The 15,678-nt window shown below is 64.0% G+C and carries 15 protein-coding genes; 11 read left to right on the top strand and 4 right to left on the bottom strand.

Annotated features, from left to right (window positions below; genetic code table 11):
• Positions 1–164 precede the first annotated feature (164 nt).
• The gene (locus IEW63_RS10660) at positions 165–1,322 is read left to right on the top strand and encodes a cytochrome P450 (protein WP_188636596.1); all 1,158 of its coding nucleotides are present in this window, start codon (positions 165–167) and stop codon (positions 1,320–1,322) included.
• Between the two features lie 31 nt (positions 1,323–1,353).
• Here IEW63_RS10660 and IEW63_RS10655 read toward each other — a convergent pair whose 3' ends face one another.
• Entirely contained in the window at positions 1,354–1,731 is a 378-nt protein-coding gene (locus tag IEW63_RS10655) for a DUF4870 domain-containing protein (protein ID WP_373288224.1), read from the bottom strand.
• 77 nt (positions 1,732–1,808) lie between these two features.
• Complete coding sequence (gene rph, locus IEW63_RS10650; protein WP_188636595.1) at positions 1,809–2,528, bottom strand: ribonuclease PH; 720 nt, start codon at positions 2,526–2,528, stop codon at positions 1,809–1,811.
• 139 nt (positions 2,529–2,667) lie between these two features.
• Here rph and IEW63_RS10645 point away from each other — a divergent pair, with 139 nt between their 5' ends.
• The gene (locus IEW63_RS10645) at positions 2,668–3,534 is read left to right on the top strand and encodes a YicC/YloC family endoribonuclease (RefSeq protein ID WP_188636594.1); all 867 of its coding nucleotides are present in this window, start codon (positions 2,668–2,670) and stop codon (positions 3,532–3,534) included.
• Positions 3,535–3,609: 75 nt separating this feature from the next.
• On the top strand, positions 3,610–4,833 hold the full coding sequence (locus IEW63_RS10640; protein ID WP_188636593.1) for a CaiB/BaiF CoA transferase family protein: 1,224 nt from the start codon (positions 3,610–3,612) through the stop codon (positions 4,831–4,833).
• A 25-nt stretch (positions 4,834–4,858) separates the two neighbouring features.
• Here the strand turns inward: IEW63_RS10640 and IEW63_RS10635 are convergent, their stop codons facing one another.
• Positions 4,859–5,203: a DMT family transporter gene (locus tag IEW63_RS10635; protein ID WP_229710453.1), complete on the bottom strand. Its 345-nt coding sequence runs from the start codon at positions 5,201–5,203 to the stop codon at positions 4,859–4,861.
• A 130-nt stretch (positions 5,204–5,333) separates the two neighbouring features.
• Between IEW63_RS10635 and IEW63_RS10630 the strand changes: the two genes are divergently transcribed.
• The 5 genes from IEW63_RS10630 to ridA all read left to right on the top strand — a co-directional run bounded on the left by IEW63_RS10630 (position 5,334) and on the right by ridA (position 10,282).
• Complete coding sequence (locus IEW63_RS10630) at positions 5,334–6,656, top strand: MFS transporter (protein ID WP_272872594.1); 1,323 nt, start codon at positions 5,334–5,336, stop codon at positions 6,654–6,656.
• Positions 6,657–6,715: 59 nt separating this feature from the next.
• The gene (gmk, locus tag IEW63_RS10625; RefSeq protein WP_188636592.1) at positions 6,716–7,339 is read left to right on the top strand and encodes a guanylate kinase; all 624 of its coding nucleotides are present in this window, start codon (positions 6,716–6,718) and stop codon (positions 7,337–7,339) included.
• An 83-nt stretch (positions 7,340–7,422) separates the two neighbouring features.
• Entirely contained in the window at positions 7,423–7,680 is a 258-nt protein-coding gene (rpoZ, locus tag IEW63_RS10620) for a DNA-directed RNA polymerase subunit omega (protein WP_188636591.1), read from the top strand.
• Between the two features lie 63 nt (positions 7,681–7,743).
• Positions 7,744–9,885, top strand: a complete 2,142-nt coding sequence (gene spoT / locus IEW63_RS10615) for a bifunctional GTP diphosphokinase/guanosine-3',5'-bis pyrophosphate 3'-pyrophosphohydrolase (RefSeq protein WP_188636590.1) — start codon at positions 7,744–7,746, stop codon at positions 9,883–9,885.
• Positions 9,886–9,901: 16 nt separating this feature from the next.
• The gene (ridA, locus tag IEW63_RS10610) at positions 9,902–10,282 is read left to right on the top strand and encodes a deaminase RidA (protein ID WP_188636589.1); all 381 of its coding nucleotides are present in this window, start codon (positions 9,902–9,904) and stop codon (positions 10,280–10,282) included.
• Between the two features lie 11 nt (positions 10,283–10,293).
• Here ridA and IEW63_RS10605 read toward each other — a convergent pair whose 3' ends face one another.
• Complete coding sequence (locus IEW63_RS10605) at positions 10,294–11,133, bottom strand: NAD-dependent epimerase/dehydratase family protein (protein ID WP_188636588.1); 840 nt, start codon at positions 11,131–11,133, stop codon at positions 10,294–10,296.
• Positions 11,134–11,202: 69 nt separating this feature from the next.
• On the opposite strand from IEW63_RS10605, the gene IEW63_RS10600 reads away from it, so the two are divergent.
• The 3 genes from IEW63_RS10600 to IEW63_RS10590 are packed head-to-tail and all read left to right on the top strand — an operon-like array spanning position 11,203 to position 15,656.
• Positions 11,203–12,120, top strand: coding sequence for a hydrogen peroxide-inducible genes activator (locus tag IEW63_RS10600; RefSeq protein ID WP_188636674.1), 918 nt, complete (start codon positions 11,203–11,205; stop codon positions 12,118–12,120).
• 2 nt (positions 12,121–12,122) lie between these two features.
• The gene (gene recG / locus IEW63_RS10595; protein ID WP_188636587.1) at positions 12,123–14,207 is read left to right on the top strand and encodes an ATP-dependent DNA helicase RecG; all 2,085 of its coding nucleotides are present in this window, start codon (positions 12,123–12,125) and stop codon (positions 14,205–14,207) included.
• A gap of 51 nt (positions 14,208–14,258) precedes the next feature.
• Positions 14,259–15,656 (top strand): aminoacyl-tRNA deacylase and HDOD domain-containing protein, encoded by a 1,398-nt coding sequence (locus tag IEW63_RS10590; protein WP_188636586.1) that lies wholly within the window; start codon positions 14,259–14,261, stop codon positions 15,654–15,656.
• Positions 15,657–15,678 lie beyond the last annotated feature (22 nt).

Below are 15,678 nucleotides of genomic sequence, written 5' to 3'. Positions count from 1 at the left end.
GCGTGGCCTCCGGCACTGCTCCACCAGCATACCGACAGCCAGTCTTGACCGCGATCAAGGTCAGCGCGTGCAGTAGTCTCCAGACTGGAACACATCTGGTGTCAGCCATTCTGTGAACCTGCAGGGCTGCCTTTCAGCGGCGGCCCGCCATCTGGATATTGCCCATGTCTTCAATGCCTTCCGCGGACTGGGATCCGCGATCTCCCGCCGTACTGGCCGACCAGCGCCGCGCCTACGACCGAATGCGTGAACGGTGCCCGGTGGCGCACAGTGATTATCTGCAGTGGAGCGTATTCCGCCACGCCGACGTCCTTCGCATCCTGCATGACCATGCCACCTTCAGCAGCCAGGCGTCGAGCCACCTTTCCGTGCCCAACAGCATGGACCCGCCCGAGCACAGCGCCTACCGCGCCATCATCGAACGTTACTTCACGGCCGAACGCATGACCGCCTTCGAGCCGGTCTGCCGGGCGATTGCCGACGAGCTTGCCGCAGTGGCCCTGAGTGGTGAGGAGGTCGAGCTGATGGGCAGCTTCGCCCAGCCCTTTGCGCTGCGCATACAGTGCGCCTTCATGGGCTGGCCGCTCAGTCTGCAGGAGCCGCTGCTGAGCTGGGCGACCCGCAACAGCCAGGCGACGCTGCAGCGCGACCGCACCGCGCTGGCCGCCCTGGCCGCTGAATTCGAGGAGTTGGTGGCAGGGTTGCTGGCGCAGCGCCGCAGCACCGAGGGTCCGGCGCCGGGTGTCACAAGCGAACTGATGAACGAGCGCGTTCACGGCAGGCCGCTGAGCGACGGCGAGATCGCCAGCATCCTGCGCAACTGGACGGTGGGAGAGGTAGGCACCATCGCCGCCTCCGTGGGCATCATCGGCGAATTTCTGGCCAGCCATCCGCAGGTCCAGCAGCAGCTGCGCGACGATCCATCACTGCTGTGGAAGGCCAATGACGAGATACTGCGCATTCACGGCCCGCTGGTGGACAACCGCCGACGCACCACCTGCCCGGTGCAGATCGGGGAGCGTCAGCTGGCGGCCGATCAACGGGTAACCATCAACTGGATCAGCGCCAACCGCGATCCCGACGTGTTCGCCGACCCGGATCAGTTCTCGCTGGAGCGCGACCCATCATTGAACCTGCTGTACGGAGCGGGCGTGCACGTCTGCCCGGGCGCGCCGCTGGCACGCATGGAGCTGGTGATCATCATCGGGAAATTGCTGGAACACACCAGCCAGCTGGCGCTGATCGAAGATCAGCCGCCGACACTGGCCAGCTACCCTTCCAGCGGCTTCGCCAGCCTGCCGTTGCGGCTGGGCCGGCGGTAGGACAGGCCGCCTCGCGGCGGCCATGCCCCATCTATTTGATCAGCCGCAGACAGAACGGGTAACGATAGGGTGCCCCTTCGTTTGCCTTGATTGCCGCGATGATCATCAGCACGATGGCGCCCACCGCCACCACCCAGATCAGCAGAAAGCCGACCGCGATCAGCATGAGCAGCACGCAGACCAGCGCGGCGATCATTACCGTGATCTGGAAGTTCAGCGCCTCCTTGCCCTGCTCGTCCACATAAGGGTGCAGGTCCTTCTTCAGCTGCCAGACGATCAGCGGCCCGATCAGGCTGCCGATCACCGGCAGGAAGTACCCCAGAAACCCGGCCAGATGGGCGATCATCGCCCAGAGCCGGGCGTCCGAATCGGGCTCCTGCACCTCCACACGCGTTTCATTGTCAATCATGTTCCCTGTTCCTCGTGCTATCGACAGTTACATCTTAGGTCAGCGGCGGCGAACATGTGAGGCCTGGCTGCCCGGGATCAGGCCTCCAGCGCCGCCGCCTGATGGGCGAACAGCTCGGCAATACCCTTGCGCGCGAGTTCAAGCATGGCATTGAGTTCCTCTGCCGTGAACGGCGCTGCCTCGGCAGTGCCCTGCACCTCGATGAAGCCGCCCTTGTCGGTCATCACCACGTTGAGATCGGTATCCGCTGCCGAATCCTCGGGGTAGTCGAGATCCAGCACCGGCTCGCCCTGATAGATGCCCACCGAGATCGCCGCGATCATCTGCACCGGCGGCACCCGCTTGATCAGCTTGCGCTGCTTCATCACGCCCAGCGCGTCCACCAGTGCCACGCAGGCACCGGTGATGGCCGCGGTGCGGGTACCGCCATCGGCCTGGATGACGTCGCAATCGATATGGATGGTATTTTCCCCCAGATTTTTCAGATCCACCGCCGCACGCAGCGAACGGCCGATCAGACGCTGGATCTCCAGCGTACGACCACCCTGCTTGCCGCGGCTGGCCTCGCGCTGCATGCGCTCGCCGGTGGAGCGCGGCAGCATGCCGTACTCGGCAGTGATCCAGCCCTGCCCGGTACCCCGCAGGAAGCGCGGCACGCCGCCTTCCACACTGGCGGTACAGATCACCTTGGTATCGCCGAACTCGACCAGTACCGAGCCCTCCGCATGCCGGGTGTAGTGACGGGTCAGGGTTACCTGACGAAGCTGATCGGCGGCGCGGCCACTGGGTCGTGTCATTTCCAAATCCTTGTCCTGCGTGTGTGTGCGGCGATTATACGGGGCCGGGTCGGCGGCACAAGGCGCTGTACCGTCACTGCGACTGGCGGAGTACAATGCCGGTCGCCAACAGAAGAACCGACGATCAGGAGCGCACCCCATGGTTTACAGCATGACGGCCTTTGCCCGCAGCGAACAGAGCACCCGGCAGGGCAGCCTCGTATGGGAGCTGCGCTCGGTAAACCATCGCTACCTGGAAGCCAGCCTGCGCCTGCCCGAAGCCTTCCGCGAGCTGGAGGGCCCGCTGCGCGAGCGGCTGCGCAAACAACTCGCCCGGGGCAAACTGGAGTGCACCCTGCGCTTCAATCCCACCAGCGACAGCAATCAGCAACTGAGCCTGAACCAGCCCCTTATCAGCCAGCTGCTGGAAGCGGCCGGACAGATCAGCAGCCAGCTGACCAATCCCGCTCCCATCAACCCGCTGGAACTGCTGGCCTGGCCCGGGGTACTGGCTGGCGGCGAAGCCCAGCAGAGCGACCTGGTGAAGCAGGCCGATCAACTGTTCAATGAGGCGCTGGAGCAGCTCAAGCAGAGCCGGGCTCGGGAGGGTGCCGAGCTGGGCGGGCTGATTGAAGAGCGTCTGCGCAGCATGGAGGAGCGTGTCGCCACCCTGCGGGAAATGATGCCCGAGCTCCTGGCCGCCCACCGCCAGAAACTCATCGACCGCTTCCACGAAGCGAAGCTGGAATTGGATAGCACACGCGTTGAACAGGAGCTGGTGATCCTCGCTCAGAAGATCGATGTGGCAGAAGAACTTGACCGCCTGACCACCCACATCAACGAAACCCGCAACGTGCTGAACAGCAGGGGCGCCATCGGCCGGCGCCTGGACTTCCTCATGCAGGAATTCAACCGCGAGGCCAACACCCTCGGCTCCAAGGCCATCGACATCCGCAGCACCCAGGCGGCGGTGGATCTGAAGGTGTATATCGAGCAGATGCGCGAGCAGGTGCAGAATATCGAATAACACAAGCGGATTGCCCTGGCGCCAGGCGGCTGCCCAGGATTGACCTCCAGCCCATTTCCGAGAAGGATTCAGCACATGCCCGGCGCACTATCCACTATCCGTGTTCTGGATTTATCCCGGGTCCTTGCAGGACCCTGGGCGGGTCAGATCCTGGGTGACCTGGGCGCCGATGTCATCAAGGTGGAGCGCCCTGAAACGGGGGATGACACCCGTCACTGGGGCCCGCCCTTCCTGACCGATGATCAGGGCAGGGAAACCACGGAGTCCGCCTATTACCTGAGCGCCAACCGCAACAAGCAGTCCATTACCGTGGACTTCACCAGGCCGGCTGGCCAGCAGATCATTCGCGAACTGGTACAGCAGTCAGATGTGCTGATCGAGAACTTCAAGGTGGGGGGGCTGGCCGCCTACGGCCTGGACTATCAGAGCCTGAAAACGACCAACCCGAAACTCATCTACTGCTCGGTGACCGGATTCGGCCAGAACGGCCCCTACGCCCAGCGTGCCGGTTACGACTTCATGATCCAGGGGCTGGGAGGTCTGATGAGCCTCACCGGCCGGGCTGACGACGAGGAAGGCGCCGGTCCGATGAAGGTCGGTGTGGCGCTCACCGACATCCTTACCGGGCTGTATGCCACCATCGGCATCCTTGCCGCGCTCAACCACCGCAGCGAAACCGGCCAGGGCCAGCATATCGACACCGCGTTGCTGGACGTACAGGTGGCCTGCCTGGCCAACCAGGCAATGAATTACCTGACCACGGGCAAGGCCCCGGCGCGGCTGGGTAACGCCCACCCCAACATAGTGCCTTATCAGGACTTTCCCACTGCCGACGGGGACCTGATTCTTACCATCGGCAACGACACGCAGTTCCGCAAGTTCGCCGAGGTAGCCGGCCACCCCGAATGGGCTGACGACCCACGCTTTGCCAGCAACCAGGCGCGGGTAGCCAACCGCAGCGTGCTGATTCCGCTGATCCGTCAGACCACCGTGTTCAGGACCACCGATGAGTGGATGGCGGCGCTGGAGCCGGCCGGTGTGCCCTGTGGTCCGATCAACAGCTTGGACAAGGTGTTTGCCGACCCGCAGATCAGGGCCCGCCAGATGCAGATAGCGATGGAGCACAGCCTCGCCGGCAGCGTGCCGCTGGTAGCCAGCCCGCTGCGCCTGTCAGCCACCCCGGTGCACTACCGCCAGGCCCCGCCGCTGCTGGGCGAGCACACCGACAGCGTGTTGATGCAGCGCCTGAATTTCAGCCCCGAAGATATCGCGCGGATGCGCGCCAGCGGCATTCTCTAGGCCCGACGCAGGTGGCGCAACGCTGTCAGGCGGCAGTGGTCAATTGCAGTCCCACCACCGACAGCACCAGGGTGGTCAGAAAGAACATCCGCCAGAAGGTCACCGGCTCGTTGAACAGGGCGATGCCGGCTACCACGGTGCCGAAGGCGCCGATAGCGCCCCATACTGCGTAGGCGGTACCCACCGGAATGGCCTTGGGCCCACCCATGGCCTTGAACAGCAGGAACATGCTGATCGCCACGCAGACGGCGAAGGTGGTCAGCCACAGGGCCAGGGCCTTGCCGCTGGATTGCTGGGCCTTGCCCAGGCTGATGGCAAAGCCGGTTTCGAACAAGCCGCCGATGATCAGCATCAGCCAGTTGATGGACATGACACCCCCCCTTGAGATCGGATAACCGCCGCAAGCTACCGCAATCGGGGCGCAAATGAAAATGCCGCGACATCCCGCCGGCGCCGGATAATGCTCGCCCGCCCCGAGCAGGGCGCTGCAGGCGGGCCCCATGACTGCTATGATTGCCGGTCCCGTCACCCCACCCGAAGATGTCAGCTTGCGCTTACTTCCCAGCCGTTTGAACCTGTTCCGTCAGCCGGGTTTCATGCCCTTTGTCATCGCCCGGCTGCTCGCGGTGTTCGCCATGCAGATCCAGGCCATCGTGGTGGCCTGGCAGGTCTACGAGATCACCGGCGATCCGCTGTCACTGGCCTGGGTGGGTCTGGCGCAATTTCTGCCGATGCTGTTTCTGCTGATGCCGGCCGGCGATCTGATCGACAGGTACAGCCGCAAGATGATCCTCAGCCTGTCCTGGCTGGGCGCGGCGGCGTGCAGCGGGATTCTGTTATGGCTGTCGACGCTGGATGAGCCCCACCTGGCCTGGCTCTACGGGGCGCTGGTGCTCTACGGCTGCTCGCGGGCATTCATCGGCCCGGCGCTGCAGAGCCTGCTGCCGCAGATCGTGCCGCGCGATCAGTTGGCCCAGGCGATCGCCACCAACAGCACCATCATGCGCGCTGCCACCATTCTCGGTCCGGTGCTTGGCGGTGTCCTGTATGCCATCGGCGGTGGTGAACTGACCTACACCGTTTGCCTTGTCTGCTTCACCGGCAGCCTGGCGTTGCTGAGCCGCGTACCGGTGCTGTATGCCGAGGCCATGCAGGTCACCGAGACGTCCGGCTGGAAGCGCTTCACCGCCGGGCTGCATTTCATCCGTACCAGGCCGATCATCCTGGGCACCATCTCGCTGGATCTGTTTGCCGTGCTGCTCGGCGGCGTGGTGGCGCTGCTGCCGATCTATGCCAGCGATGTGCTGCAGGTGGGCTCAGAGGGGCTCGGCCTGCTGCGCAGTGCCATGGCCATCGGCGAGATCGTCGTCGGGCTGTACCTCAGCGCCCGGCCCTTCAATCGCAATGTCGGGCGCACCATGTTCATCGCGGTGGCGCTGTTCGGCGTGGCCAATCTGGTGTTTGCCCTGTCCACCCTGTTCTGGCTGTCCTTTGCGGCCCTGCTGATTGCCGGGGCGGCGGACATGGTCAGCGTCTATATCCGCTCGGCGCTGATCCAGTTCTCCACGCCGGATGCCATGCGCGGACGGGTGAATGCGGTCAACATGCTGTTCATCAGCTCGTCGAACGAGCTGGGCAATTTCCGCGGCGGGCTCAGCGCCGCCTGGTTCGGCGCGGTACCGGCAGCGCTGATCGGCGCGTTCTCCACCCTGGCGGTGGTGGGCGGCTGGGCGGCAGCCTTCCGCACCCTGCGGCAGGTCGACCGGTTCGAGGACGCCTCCCCCGCCGAAGCCACGCCGCCCGCCTCCGCCATGCGGAAATGACCTGGGGCGCGTTACGTTTTATACTGCGCCCCATCCCCAATCTACCCCCAGGAAAGAACATGACCCAGGCCGCCGGCACCCTTTACATCGTTTCCGCCCCCTCCGGCGCGGGCAAGACCACCCTGGTAAAGGCACTGATCGATCAGATCGAGACCCTGCGCGTGTCGGTTTCCCATACCACCCGCCCCATGCGGCCGGGCGAGGTGGATGGGGTCAACTATCACTTCACCACCCGCGAGCAGTTCCTCAGGCAGGTCGGTGAAGGGGACTTCCTGGAACATGCCGAGGTGTTCGGCAACCTGTATGGCACCTCGCAGAGCGCGGTTGAGCGCACCCTGGCGGAAGGCCATGACCTGATTCTGGAGATCGACTGGCAGGGCGCCCAGCAGGTGCGCCGTGCGCTGCCCCAGGCCCGCTCGATCTTCATCCTGCCACCAAGCCGCGAAGCGCTGAACGAACGACTGAACAACCGCGGGCAGGACGCCGACGAGGTGATTGCCTCGCGCATGGCGCAGGCGGTAGCGGAGATGAGCCATTATGTGGAATACGACTATATTGTCATCAATGACGACTTCCAGACCGCACTGGATGACATGAAATCGATATTGCGCAGCAACCGCATGACCCTGGCGCACCAGCAGGTAACCCACCGGGACCTGCTGAACGCGCTGTTGTCAGACTGAGCCCTGACCCAGTAAACTGTCCGGTCCTGCGTTGCTTTACACGCTTCCCCGATTTTTTTCATCTGCCGTTTCGGAGTATCACCATGGCCCGTGTCACCGTTGAAGACTGCCTGGAAAACGTAGACAACCGCTTTGAGCTGGTCATGCTGGCCACCAAGCGTGCCCGCCAGATCGCCACTGGCGGCAAGGAACCCAAGGTTGCATGGGAAAATGACAAGCCCACCGTCGTCGCGCTGCGCGAAATCGCCGAGGGTCTGATCAGCGACGAGATCCTTGCCGAGGAAGCCCTGCACGATCAGCAGGAACCCCTGTATTCGCTGGAAAGCGAACTGCCGGAGTAACGCTATACGATGGCCGTGCAATCTGCATCGAATCGCCCGCCCGTCAGGCTGCAGGAGGGTTGCATGTCCGGAATAGAAGTACTTGCCGATCGGCTCGACAGTTACCTGGAGCCCGATCAGGTCAACCTGGTGCGCCGCGCCTATTTCTATGCAGAGCAGGCGCATGACGGCCAGACCCGCCGCAGCGGTGAGCCCTACGTCACCCATCCGCTGGCGGTAGCCAATATTCTTGCCGAAATGCACATGGACCATCAGAGCCTGATGGCGGCCATGCTGCACGACATGATCGAAGACACCGGCATTCCCAAGGAAGCGCTGGTCAGTCAGTTCGGCGACACCGTGGCCGATCTGGTGGACGGGGTCAGCAAGCTGACCCAGATGACCTTCGAGACCAAGGCCGAGGCCCAGGCGGAAAACTTCCAGAAGATGGCGCTGGCCATGGCCCGGGATATCCGGGTGATCCTGGTCAAGCTCGCCGACCGCCTGCACAACATGCGCACCCTGGGTGCGCTGCGGCCGGACAAGAGCCGCCGCATCGCCCGCGAGACCCTGGAAATATACGCTCCCATCGCCAACCGGCTGGGCATGCACAGCCTGAGCACCGAATTCGAGGACCTGGGTTTCAAGGCGATGTACCCGATGCGCTCGCGGATGATTGCCCAGGCCGTGCGCGATGCCCGCGGCAACCGCAAGGAGCTGCTCAACCAGATTCTGGAGTCGCTGCAGGCCTGCCTCGAACGCGAGGGCCTGGAGGGCAAGGTGCTGGGGCGGGAGAAGCACCTGTACGGCATCTACGAGAAGATGCGCGAGAAGCGCAAGGCGTTCAGCGAGATCATGGATGTCTACGCCTTCCGCATTATCGTCGACAAGGTCGATACCTGCTACCGGGTGCTGGGCGCGGTACACAGCCTGTACAAACCCTTCCCCGGCCGCTTCAAGGACTACATCGCGATCCCCAAGGCCAACGGTTACCAGTCCCTGCACACCACCCTGTTCGGTCTGCATGGGGTACCGATCGAGATTCAGATCCGTACCCAGGAGATGGAAGACCTGGCCAACAATGGCATTGCTGCGCACTGGGTGTACAAGTCCAAGGACGACGTGATCAACGGCAACCATGCCCGCACCCGGCAATGGCTCAAGGGCGTGCTGGAACTGCAGCAGCACGCGGGCAGTTCGCTGGAGTTCATCGAGAACGTCAAGATCGACCTGTTCCCCGATGAGGTCTACATCTTCACGCCCAAGGGCCGGATCATGGAACTGCCCAAGGGCTCGACCCCGGTGGACTTCGCCTACGCGGTGCACACCGACGTCGGCAACAGCTGCATTGCCTGTCGCATCAACCGGCGCCTGGCGCCGCTGTCCGAGCCGCTGGAAAGTGGCCAGACGGTAGAGATCATCACCGCTCCGGGCGCGCGGCCCAATCCCGCCTGGCTCAATTTCGTCACTACCGGCAAGGCGCGCAGCAACATCCGCCATGCCCTCAAACACCAGCGCCAGTCCGAAGCCATCGCCCTCGGCGAGCGGTTGCTCGACAAGGTACTGGTCAGCTTCGATACCACCCTCAAGCAGATTCCCGAGCGGCGCATCAAGGCGATTCTCCAGGATTACGGCATGGAGAACCTCGAGGACCTGCTGGCCGACATCGGTCTGGGCAACCGCATGGCCTACGTCATCGCCCGCAACCTGCTGAGCAATGACGCACCGGCGCAGGCGGAAATCATTCAGGCTGACACAGCCCAGCAGCCGAGCACTGAAGAAGCGCCACTGGCAATCCGTGGCACCGAAGGAATGGTGGTCAGTTTTGCACGCTGCTGTAACCCGATCCCCGGCGACCCCATCGTCGGCTTCATCACCACCGGCAAGGGCATGGTCATCCACCAGGAGACCTGCAACAACCTGGCGGAACATCGGGGCAACAGCGAGAAGATCCTCCATCTGACCTGGGACAAGAACGTCAGTGGCGAATTCACCGTGGAACTGCGGGTCGAACTGGAACATCAGCGCGGCATCATCGCGCAGCTGGCTACCAGCATCACTGTCGCGGACGCCAGCATCGACAAGATCAGTGTTGACGAACGTGACGGCAAGATCAGTGTTGTGCAACTGGCTCTGCGCGTGCGCGGCCGCCTGCATCTGTCACAACTGATCAAACGCATCCGCGCCCTACAAGGGGTAACGCGGATCACCCGCTTGAAGAACTGAATCCAATGGAGACACCATGAACAAGCAAGTCATCACCAGTGAACACGCCCCTGCCGCCATCGGCACCTACTCCCAGGCCATCAAGGTAGGCAACACCGTCTACCTGTCCGGACAGATCCCGCTGGATCCGGCCACCATGGAAGTGGTTGAGGGCTTCGAGGCCCAGGTCTGCCGTGTATTCGACAACCTGGCACTGGTGGCCGAGGCCGCAGGCGGCAAGCTGCAGGACATCGTCAAGCTGAACATTTTCCTCACCGACCTGAACAACTTCGCCAAGGTCAACGAGATCATGGGCCGCTACTTCGAGCAGCCCTATCCGGCCCGTGCCGCCATCGGTGTGGCCGCCCTGCCCAAGGGCGTGCCGGTCGAGATGGACGGCATCCTGGTCGTAGGCTGATCAGCCCGGGGCTACCCGAGCATGCTCGCGTAGCCCTCCCGATAACTGGGATACTGCGGTTCCCAGCCCGACTCCCTGGCCAGGGCATTGCTGCAGCGCTTGCTGCCGATCCGGTTGGCCGTCGCCCCTTCCTCCAGCAGACTGACCCCCAACCGTCCCGCCAGCCAATCGGCGACTTCGCGCAGCGATGCCGGTTCATCGTCGACACCGATATAACACGGCGCCAGCAAGTCTCCCCTGTCAGCCGATAGCAGCAGATGCGCCAGCAGTCCGGCGGCATCGTCGCGGTGAATACGGTTGGTGAACTGCTCAGGCTCCTCCGGTACGTACAGACCGTTGCGCACCTGTTCGATCAGCCGGGTCCGGCCGGGACCATAGATACCTCCCAGCCGCACCACCGACGCCGGCATCCCGCTGCGCAGGGCAATGTCCTCGGCCTCCAGCAGTATCGGGGCTGTGGGCGTGGCGGCCACCGCCGGGCTGTTTTCCGTTACCCATTCACCGGCACTCTGGCCGTACACGGCCGTGCTGGACACCTGCAGCAGGTGGCGTGGCCGCTGTCGGCTTTGCTGCAGCCAACCCAACACATGCCTGAGGCCGTCTGCATAGAGTGCGCGGTACAGCTCGGGATCACGCCGGCCGGCAGCGGGGCAGAAGACCACATAATCCACCCGCTCCGGCCAGTCGGCGGGACGCTCGTCGAGGATGAGATCCGCCGCAATACGCCCGAATCCGTCGGGCAGGCCAGTGGGGTCACGACGCAGACCGCTGACCTGCCAACCGTGCTCCAGCATGCGCAGGCCCAACGCCGTGCCCACGTCACCGCAACCTGCAATTACCAGATGCTTCATCCTGATTGTTTTCCTCTATCAGAGACCGCTATGCTTGGGGAAATTTTTTGCATGAGCAGTATATACCCCATGACACTGACCGAACTCCGCTACATCGTCACCCTCGCCCAGGAGCAGCACTTCGGCCACGCGGCCGAGCGTTGCCACGTATCCCAGCCGACCCTGAGCGTGGGCGTCAAGAAGCTCGAGGAAGAACTCGGCGTGCTGCTGTTCGAGCGCACCAAGAGCGCGGTCCGGGTCACTCCTATCGGGGAGAAGATCGTCGCCCAGGCGCAACGTGTGCTGGAGGAGGCCATGACCATCCGCGAGCTGGCCAACGCGGGCAAGAACCAGCTCTCGGCGCCGCTCAAGGTCGGTACGATCTATACCATCGGACCCTACCTGTTCCCCCACCTGATCCCGCAGCTGCATCGGGTCGCACCGGAGATGCCGCTGTATATCGAAGAGGACTACACCCACAACCTGCGGGACAAGCTGCGCAATGGTGAGCTCGACGCGATCATCGTGGCGCTGCCCTTCAGCGAGCCGGACATCTTGACCAAACCGCTGTACGACGAGCCGTTCAGCCTGCTGATCCCCGCTGATCACCCCTGGGCAGATCGCCAGGATGTCAGCCTGGACGATCTGGACGACGACCGTCTGCTGCTGCTCGGCGAGGGTCACTGCTTCCGTGAGCAGGTACTGGAAGCCTGTCCCACCACCCGCCGGGGTGACGAGCCGAAACACAGCACGATCGAGTCCAGCTCGCTGGAGACCATTCGCCACATGGTCGCCTCCGGCATGGGCATGACGGTGCTGCCGATGTCCGCGGCAGATGACCGTTATTACAGCTCCGATCTGCTGGTCACCAAGCAGTTCCGCTCGCCGGTACCTTTCCGGACTGTCGCCATCGCCTGGCGCGCCAGTTTTCCGCGGCCCAAGGCTGTGGATATCCTCAGCGACTCCATCCGCCTGTGTTCAGTGGCCGCCCCGGCTGACAAGGCCTGATCATGCGTGCGACGTCTGAACATACGTCGCTGACGGTGCTCAAGGGTATCGGTCCGGCCATGGAGGAGAAACTCAACCGCCTGGGCCTGCGCAGCGTGGAAGATATCCTCTTCCACCTGCCGCTGCGTTATCAGGACCGGACCCGGATTACTCCCATCGGTGCCCTGCGCCCGGGGCTCGACGCGGTGATCGAAGGCGTCATCATGGGCGCCGATGTGGTCATGGGCCGGCGCCGCAGCCTGCTGTGCCGGATACAGGATGGCAGCGGTACGCTGAGCCTGCGCTTCTACTATTTCAGTGCCGCGCTCAAGGCCAGCCTGCAGCGCGGCAGCCGCTGGCGCTGTTATGGCGAGGTGCGACCGGGCGCGTCGGGCCTGGAAATCTATCATCCCGAACTGCAAAGCCTCGACCGCCCCCAGCAGGCGCCAGTGGATACCACCCTAACGCCTATCTATCCGGCGACCGAGGGGCTGTCGCAGCAACGTCTGCGCAACCTCAGCGAGTCGGCCCTGGGCTGGCTCGAGCAGGGCAACACCCTGCCGGACCTGTTGCCGCCGGAGCTGATCAGCGAATACCGCCTGCCACCGCTGCATGAAGCCATCCGCACCCTGCACCGGCCTCCGCCGGACATTGACCTGCAGGCGCTGGAGGACGGCCGGCACTGGGCCCAGCATCGGCTGGCCTTCGAAGAGCTGCTGGCACACCAGCTGACCATGCTGCGGCTGCGTGCTGAACTGCGCGCCTGGCACGCACCGGTGATGCAGGCACCAGGTGAACTGGCACAGGCTTACATCGTGCAGCTGGGCTTTCCCCTTACAGGCGCCCAGCAGCGGGTGGCGGAAGAGATTCGCGCCGACCTGGCGCAGCCGCGCCCCATGCTGCGTCTGGTTCAGGGCGATGTCGGGGCCGGCAAGACCGTGGTCGCAGCCCTGGCCGCCCTGCAGGCACTGGAAGCCGGCTGGCAGGTCGCGCTGATGGCGCCCACCGAGATCCTTGCCGAGCAGCATTTCAACAACTTCCAGCGCTGGTTCAGCGCACTGGGCATCTCGGTGGCCTGGATGGCGGGCAAGCTCAAGGGCAAAGCCCGGGCCAACCAGCTACAGATGATCGCCACCGGCGAGGCGGCGATGGTGGTCGGTACCCACGCGCTGTTCCAGGACGAAGTCCGCTTCCACAATCTGGGCTTGGCGATCATCGACGAGCAACACCGCTTCGGCGTGCAGCAACGCCTGGCATTGCGCGACAAGGGCGCAGCCGGGCGCTTCTCTCCGCACCAGCTGATCATGACCGCCACCCCCATCCCGCGCACCCTGGCGATGAGCGCCTACGCCGATCTGGACACCTCGGTACTGGACGAGCTGCCACCGGGACGCACGCCCATCAACACCGTACTGGTGTCCGACAGCCGCCGTGACGAAGTGGTCGAGCGCGTCCGCGCCGGCTGCGCCGAAGGTCGCCAGGCCTATTGGGTATGCACCCTGATCGAGGAATCCGAGCAGCTGCAGGCTCAGGCCGCCGAGGTGACCTGGCAGACACTCTGCGAGCAGCTGCCGGACCTGTCCATCGGTCTGATCCATGGCCGCATGAAACCCGCCGAGAAAGCCGAGATCATGCAATCGTTCAAGGACGGCGATCTGCATCTGCTGGTGGCCACCACGGTCATAGAGGTCGGCGTCGACGTGCCCAACGCCAGCCTGATGATCATCGAGAACCCTGAACGCCTTGGCCTGGCACAGCTGCACCAGCTGCGCGGCCGGGTCGGCCGGGGCAGTACTGCCAGCCACTGCGTGCTGCTGTACCAGACGCCGCTGTCCGCACTGGGCCGCGAGCGACTGAGCATCATGCGGGAAAGCTCGGACGGTTTTGTCATTGCCGAAAAGGATCTCGAGCTGCGCGGTCCCGGCGAGGTATTGGGTACCCGTCAGACCGGTCTGGTGCAGTTCAGGGTGGCCGACCTGGTGCGTGACGCCGACCTTCTGCCACTGGTTCAGCAGGCCGCAGCAGACCTCGCCAACGCCCATCCAGAGCGGGTCGGCCCGCTTATCGACCGTTGGCTGGCGGAAGGTCAGCAGTTCGCCCAGGTATAACCTGCCCATGCTAAGATCGGCCGGCACGTACCAAGAGAAAAAGGAAGCGCGATGACTGCCACAGCCACACTGCCCGACCTGCTGGAAAAACAGCTGGAACGGCACGCCATAGCGTACCAGCTGCGCCAGGCGCATGAGATCGGGCCTGCCGGGCAGCGGGTGGAGGCATGTTTGCTCGGCGATGCTGACGGCATGGTGCTGACGCTGATCCCTTCCAATCATATGCTGGACCTGCGCCAGCTCCAGCAACTCACCCAGCGTGAGCTGCAACCTATCCGCGACCGGCAGCTGCAGCAGATCCTCAGTCACTATCAGCTGAGCCAGCTGCCCGGCCTGCCGACACTGGTGGATGCGACCTGCATCATCGAGAACAGATTGCTCGGCGAATCGAAGGTATGGCTGCGCAGCGGTCTGCCCGGCTGGTGGCTGGAACTTGACCGCAAGGCGCTGACGGCCCTCTCCGCCTCGGCTACCGCCGCCTCCTTCGCCGTGCCGCTGGACAGCATTCACAGCCCAGCCGAAGATCCCGAGCAGGACCGCGAGGACATCAGTGCCGCGGTGAGCAACTTCACCGCGCTGCGCATGCGTCAGCGGCTGGAAGAGACCATCGAGATTCCACCGCTGCCCACCACGGCCCAGCGGATCATGGCCCTGCGGGTGAATCCCAATGTGACGGTCGAGCAGCTGACCGACGTAGTGGAAACCGACCCCAGCCTGGCCGCACAGGTGGTCAGCTGGGCCTCATCCTCGTTCTACGCGTCCTCAGGCAAGGTCCGTTCGGTGGAAGACGCCATCGTCCGGGTGCTGGGCTTCGAGCTGGTGATCAACCTGTCCATCGGTCTGGCGCTGGGCAAGACCTTCAGCCTGCCCAAGGACGCGCCGGAGCGCACCACTCCCTATTGGGAGCAGTCCATCTACGCTGCCGCGGTGATCGAGGGCCTGGCCCGGATCATGCCCCGGGACCGCCGCCCTGAGCTGGGCCTGAGTTACCTGGCCGGTTTGCTGCACAACTTCGGCTATCTGGTGCTGGCGTACATCTTCCCGCCCTACTTCCAGCTGATCTGCCGGCATATGGAAGCCAACCCGCATGTGCCCGCCTGGCAGGTGGATCAGCATCTGCTGGGGGTCAATCGTGACCAGATCGGCAGCTGGCTGATGCGTTACTGGGACATGCCGACGGAAATCTGCACCGCCATCCGCCACCAGCACGACCCGGACTTCGACGGCGAACATCACGTCTACGCCAATCTGGTGTACCTGACACTGGCTACCCTGCGCGAGCGGGGCATCGGCAGCGGTCCGGAGATGCCGATACCGGAGGCACTGCTGGAGCGACTGGGTCTGACGGAGGATGCCGTCCACCAGGCGGTGGACAAGGTGCTGGATGCGAGGGATGCGCTGCGCAAGCTGGTGAACGAGTACCAGCTGGGGTTCAAGCGCAAGGAGTGATGTCGTCTGGCCGGAGGGCCCC

It is taken from the genome of Halopseudomonas pertucinogena, from assembly GCF_014646575.1.
GTDB lineage: Bacteria > Pseudomonadota > Gammaproteobacteria > Pseudomonadales > Pseudomonadaceae > Halopseudomonas > Halopseudomonas pertucinogena.
The sequence above is the reverse complement of the archived record's forward strand: the minus strand, read 5'-3'. Positions and strand labels throughout refer to the sequence as shown.